The sequence below is a fragment of the Streptomyces sp. NPDC002265 genome, assembly GCF_040296125.1.
Taxonomy (GTDB): domain Bacteria; phylum Actinomycetota; class Actinomycetes; order Streptomycetales; family Streptomycetaceae; genus Streptomyces.
The window spans coordinates 1-4,841 of record NZ_JBEOWS010000514.1; the positions used below are offsets into that span (position 1 = coordinate 1).

General features: G+C 70.0%; 4 protein-coding genes. 3 read left to right on the forward strand and 1 reads right to left on the reverse strand.

Going from position 1 to position 4,841, the window contains the following annotated elements; all coding sequences use genetic code 11:
- Nucleotides 1-105: 105 nt before the first annotated feature.
- Nucleotides 106-771: a bifunctional DNA primase/polymerase gene (locus ABT085_RS43740; RefSeq protein ID WP_351622026.1), complete on the reverse strand. Its 666-nt coding sequence runs from the start codon at nucleotides 769-771 to the stop codon at nucleotides 106-108.
- Between the two features lie 469 nt (nucleotides 772-1,240).
- Here ABT085_RS43740 and nsdA point away from each other — a divergent pair, with 469 nt between their 5' ends.
- The 3 genes from nsdA (at nucleotide 1,241) to ABT085_RS43755 (ending at nucleotide 4,714) form a co-directional block, all read left to right on the forward strand.
- Nucleotides 1,241-2,722, forward strand: a complete 1,482-nt coding sequence (gene nsdA / locus ABT085_RS43745) for a transcriptional repressor NsdA (RefSeq protein ID WP_351622028.1) — start codon at nucleotides 1,241-1,243, stop codon at nucleotides 2,720-2,722.
- Between the two features lie 313 nt (nucleotides 2,723-3,035).
- Nucleotides 3,036-4,379 carry an ammonium transporter gene (locus tag ABT085_RS43750; RefSeq protein ID WP_351622031.1) on the forward strand — a complete coding sequence of 448 codons (1,344 nt, stop codon included), beginning with the start codon at nucleotides 3,036-3,038 and terminating at the stop codon, nucleotides 4,377-4,379.
- Nucleotides 4,376-4,714, forward strand: a complete 339-nt coding sequence (locus ABT085_RS43755; protein ID WP_003997576.1) for a P-II family nitrogen regulator — start codon at nucleotides 4,376-4,378, stop codon at nucleotides 4,712-4,714. The genes ABT085_RS43750 and ABT085_RS43755 overlap by 4 nt, the downstream gene beginning before the upstream one ends.
- The last annotated feature ends 127 nt before the right edge of the window (nucleotides 4,715-4,841 follow it).

Consider the following 4,841-nt stretch of genomic DNA (forward strand, 5'->3'; position numbering starts at 1 on the left):
GTGGGGCCCTTCGTCGTGGGCGGTCCGCTCACGCCCGGCCGCGCGTGACCCCCGGCGCGCCTCGGACCGGTTCGCGGATGGGACCGGTGCGGGGGCGGGACCCGTTCACGGCCGGGACCGGTGGGCCACGTACGCCAGCGTGCCGAGCAGCAGCCGGGCCGCGGGCGGCCTGCTCGCCGAGTCCAGGCCGGGCGGGCGCAGCCACCGCACCGGGCCGAGGCCGCCGCGGTCGGAGGGCGGCGCGGTGATGTACGTACCCGGGCCGAGGCCGCGCAGGTCCAGGGCGGTCGGGTCGTCCCAGCCCATCCGGTAGAGCAGGGCGGGCAGCTCGGCGGCGGCGCCGGGGGCGACGAAGAACTGGGCGCGGCCCTCGGGGGTGGCGGTGACCGGGCCGAGCGGAAGGCCCATGCGCTCCAGCCGGACCAGGGCCCGGCGCCCGGCGGCCTCGGCCACCTCCACGACGTCGAACGCGCGGCCGACCGGAAGCATCACGGCGGCCCCGGGGACCTCGGCCCACGCCTTGGTCACCTGGTCCAGCGTGGCCCCGGCAGGCAGCGCCGGCGCGAAGTCGAGCGGATGCGCACCCGGCGCCCGGCAGTCGGGGCGGCCGCAGGAGCAGGCGCCCGCGGCGGCCCTGGCGCCGGGCACGACGTCCCAGCCCCACAGTCCGGTGAACTCGGCCACGGCGGTGCACTCCGACGAGCGGCCGCGGCGGCGCGAGGCGGACCGGATGTCACGGATACCCAGACTGCTGCCGATCGTGAAGCCCATGCCCCCTCCAACGGGTCCGACGCACCGATGGTTACGATACGAACGCCATCCATCACTCTGCGTGACTTTGCGTGTTCCCGCTCCCTGGTGCCGTGCGATGTGGGCGGCGCCTTGGAGTGTTCAGGGTTGTGGACACGGCGACGCGCGCCCCCGTGTGCACCTCTCTGCTCACTTCCGGCCGTCCTGTGTCAAGTGAATCGCGTAGCGGCCGCCGTGAGTTCATCCGAAGGGGTGGCGAATGGTGGCGTTTGAGGGATCCTCGTGGTGGGCGAGTGATCGTAGGATTACTTTGTGTGCACGAGGCCTGGAGGCGCATGCGCTTGTGGGTATGCCGGAGGCAACCCGGCTTTCCGTTCGAAGGGTGGCAACCCCGGGACGGAGGGCCGTATTTACCGGCATTCTGATAGTGCTTGGCGCAGTCGGTGGCAAGTGGTCAGTGACAAGTGGTCTCAGGGATGGGGGCGTTCCAGTGGGCGGCAACGGCGGAAGCGGAGCGAACGCTGAGAAGCGCCCCAACGACATGCTCGGTTCGTGGTTCGTGCGCAGCGGCTGGTCCAAGGGTGAGCTCGCGCGCCAGGTCAACCGCCGGGCCCGCCAGTTGGGTGCCAGTCACATCTCGACCGACACCTCACGCGTGCGCCGCTGGCTGGACGGCGAGAACCCCCGTGAGCCCATTCCCAGGATCCTGTCCGAGCTGTTCTCCGAGCGCTTCGGCTGTGTCGTCTCCGTAGAGGACCTCGGCCTGCGCACGGCACGCCAGTCGCCGTCCGTGTCCGGCGTCGACCTGCCCTGGACGGGCCCGCAGACCGTGGCCCTGCTCAGCGAGTTCTCGCGCAGCGACCTGATGCTGGCCCGGCGTGGTTTCCTCGGCACCTCGCTGGGCCTGGCCGCGGGCCCGGCCCTCATCGAGCCCATGCAGCGCTGGCTGGTGCCCACCCTGCCCGGTCCGCGGCAGGAGCCCGAGGCCGACCCCACGCCGGCCGCCCGCGCCCGCGGCCGGCTGTCCGGGCCCGAGCTGGAGCTGCTGGAGTCCACCACGGTGATGTTCCGGCAGTGGGACGCCCAGTGCGGTGGCGGGCTGCGGCGCAAGGCCGTCGTCGGCCAGCTGCACGAGGTGACCGACCTCCTCCAGGAGCCCCAGCCCGAGCCGGTCGCACGGAAGTTGTTCAAGGTCGCCGCCGAACTGGCCGAACTGGCCGGGTGGATGAGCTACGACATCGGCCTGCAGCCCACCGCCCAGAAGTACTTCGTCCTCGCCCTGCACGCGGCGCGGGAGGCCGGCGACAAGCCGCTCGGCTCGTACGTCCTGTCCAGCATGAGCCGTCAGATGATCCACCTGGGGCGGCCCGAGGACGCCCTGGAGCTGATCCACCTCGCGCAGTACGGCAGCCGCGACTGCGCGAGCCCGCGCACCCAGTCGATGCTGTATGCGATGGAGGCCCGCGCGTACGCCAACATGGGCCAGCCCGGCAAGTGCAAGCGCGCGGTGCGGATGGCCGAGGACACCTTCGCCGACGCCGACGAGTGGGACGAGCCCGATCCCGACTGGATCCGCTTCTTCTCCGAGGCCGAGCTGTACGGCGAGAACTCCCACTCCTACCGGGACCTCGCGTATGTCGCCGGCCGCAGCCCCGCCTACGCCTCCCTGGCCGAGCCCCTCATGCAGCGTGCCGTGGAGCTGTTCGGCCAGGACCGCGAGCACCAGCGGTCGTACGCACTCAACCTGATCGGCATGGCCACCGTGCATCTGCTGCGGCGCGAACCCGAACGGAGCACGGGCTTCGCCGAGGAGGCGATGGCCATCGCGAAGAAGGTCCGCTCCGAGCGCGTCAACACACGTATCCGGAAGACCGTCGACACCGCTGTACGCGATTTCGGGGATCTCGCCGAGATCGTCGATCTGACGGAGAAGCTCGCCGTCGAGCTGCCCGAGACGGCGGAAGCGGTCTGAGCCCGCACGACCCCGGCCGCGGCCGGCCTTCCCGAACTGCCCGACTCGGCTCCCCCACGCCAGGTCATCGGAAGGCCGACCGCGGCCGGTTTCTTTCCTTCATCGAAGGTTGCGCCAAGATAACGATCTCCGCGCCCGTAATCCGGCGGTTCATCGAGGCGTAACACGCAAGGTGCCTTCGTCACCGCGGCGAAACAACGAGGGGCGTCGACCGAAACGGCGCTGCGTCAATCTCATGGCGCATAACCGGCCCACCCCTCATTCCGCTCAGGCTTCGCCCGCACGGGTCCGTACCAACGACGAGGAGACGCCGATGGCACCAGCCATCACGCTTGCGGCAGACGCGCCCACGCTGTCGCCGGCCAACACAGGCTTCATGCTCATTTGCTCCGCCCTGGTGATGCTCATGACTCCGGGTCTGGCCTTCTTCTACGGGGGCATGGTCCGGGTCAAAAGCACGCTGAACATGCTGATGATGAGCTTCATCAGCCTGGGGATCATCACCATCCTGTGGGTCCTCTACGGCTTCTCCGCCGCCTTCGGCACCGATTCCGGCGGATTCATCGGCTGGAATTCGGACTGGGTGGGCCTCAGCAACATCGGTCTGACGGAGCTCTGGGACGGATACACCATCCCGATCTTCGTATTCATGGTCTTCCAGCTGATGTTCGCGATCATCACGCCCGCTCTCATAAGCGGTGCGCTCGCCGACCGCGTCAAGTTCAGCGCCTGGGCGCTGTTCATCACCCTGTGGGCCACGGTCGTCTACTTCCCGGTCGCGCACTGGGTCTGGGGCGCCGGCGGCTGGGCCTACGAGCTCGGCGTGATCGACTTCGCCGGTGGTACGGCGGTCCACATCAACGCGGGTGCCGCGGCGCTCGGCGTGATCCTGGTCATCGGCAAGCGGGTCGGCTTCAAGAAGGACCCGATGCGTCCGCACAGCCTCCCGCTGGTCATGCTCGGTGCCGGACTGCTGTGGTTCGGCTGGTTCGGGTTCAACGCCGGCTCGTGGCTCGGCAACGACGACGGCGTCGGCGCGCTGATGTTCGTCAACACGCAGGTCGCCACCGCCGCCGCCATGCTGGCCTGGCTCGCCTACGAGAAGATCCGGCACGGCGCGTTCACCACGCTGGGCGCCGCCTCCGGCGCGGTCGCGGGTCTCGTCGCCATCACCCCCTCGGGCGGTGCGGTCTCCCCGCTCGGCGCGATCGCCGTCGGCGCCATCGCCGGTGTGCTGTGCGCCATGGCCGTCGGCCTGAAGTACCGCTTCAACTACGACGACTCCCTCGACGTCGTCGGGGTCCACCTGGTCGGCGGTGTCGTGGGCTCCCTGCTCATCGGCTTCTTCGCCACCGGCAAGGGCCAGTCGACCGCGACCGGCGTTTTCTACGGCGACCACTCGTTCGACCAGCTCTGGAAGCAGTGCGCGGGCGTCTTCGCGGTCCTCGGCTACTCGCTGGTCGTCTCCGCGATCCTCGCCTTCGCCCTCGACAGGACGATCGGCATGCGCGTCTCCGAGGACGACGAGGTCGCCGGTATCGACCAGGCCGAGCACGCCGAGACCGCATACGACTTCAGCGGGGCCGGCGGCGGCGCCGCCCGGACCGCAGTCCCGGCCGGGGTGGCCGACACTGCCAGCAAGAAGGTGGACGCATGAAGCTCATCACCGCCGTCGTGAAGCCCCACCGGCTCGACGAGATCAAGGAGGCCCTCCAGGCCTTCGGGGTCCACGGACTGACGGTCACCGAGGCGAGCGGCTACGGTCGGCAGCGGGGACACACCGAGGTCTACCGCGGTGCCGAGTACACCGTGGACCTGGTACCCAAGATCCGCATAGAGGTGCTGGCCGAGGACGACGACGCCGAGCAGCTGATCGACGTCATCGTCAAGGCGGCCCGGACCGGCAAGATCGGTGACGGCAAGGTCTGGTCCCTGCCGGTCGAGACGGCCGTACGGGTGCGGACCGGCGAGCGCGGGCCTGACGCGCTCTGAAACAGAAGACGGACAGGAGTCGCTGGGTGACGAGTACGGACGTGCGCAAGGAAGCAGAGAACTCGGGACCCAGCGGCTACGCGGCGGCCCGGCTGCGCCTCCTCACCGAGGGGGCGCGGTCCGGGCC

What these genes read in the sequence shown, in the direction of transcription:
- ABT085_RS43740 (WP_351622026.1), bottom strand. Translation starts at nt 771, where the DNA reads ATGGGCTTCACGATCGGCAGCAGTCTGGGTATCCGTGACATCCGGTCC.
- ABT085_RS43750 (WP_351622031.1), top strand. Translation starts at nt 3,036, where the DNA reads ATGGCACCAGCCATCACGCTTGCGGCAGACGCGCCCACGCTGTCGCCG.
- ABT085_RS43755 (WP_003997576.1), top strand. Translation starts at nt 4,376, where the DNA reads ATGAAGCTCATCACCGCCGTCGTGAAGCCCCACCGGCTCGACGAGATC.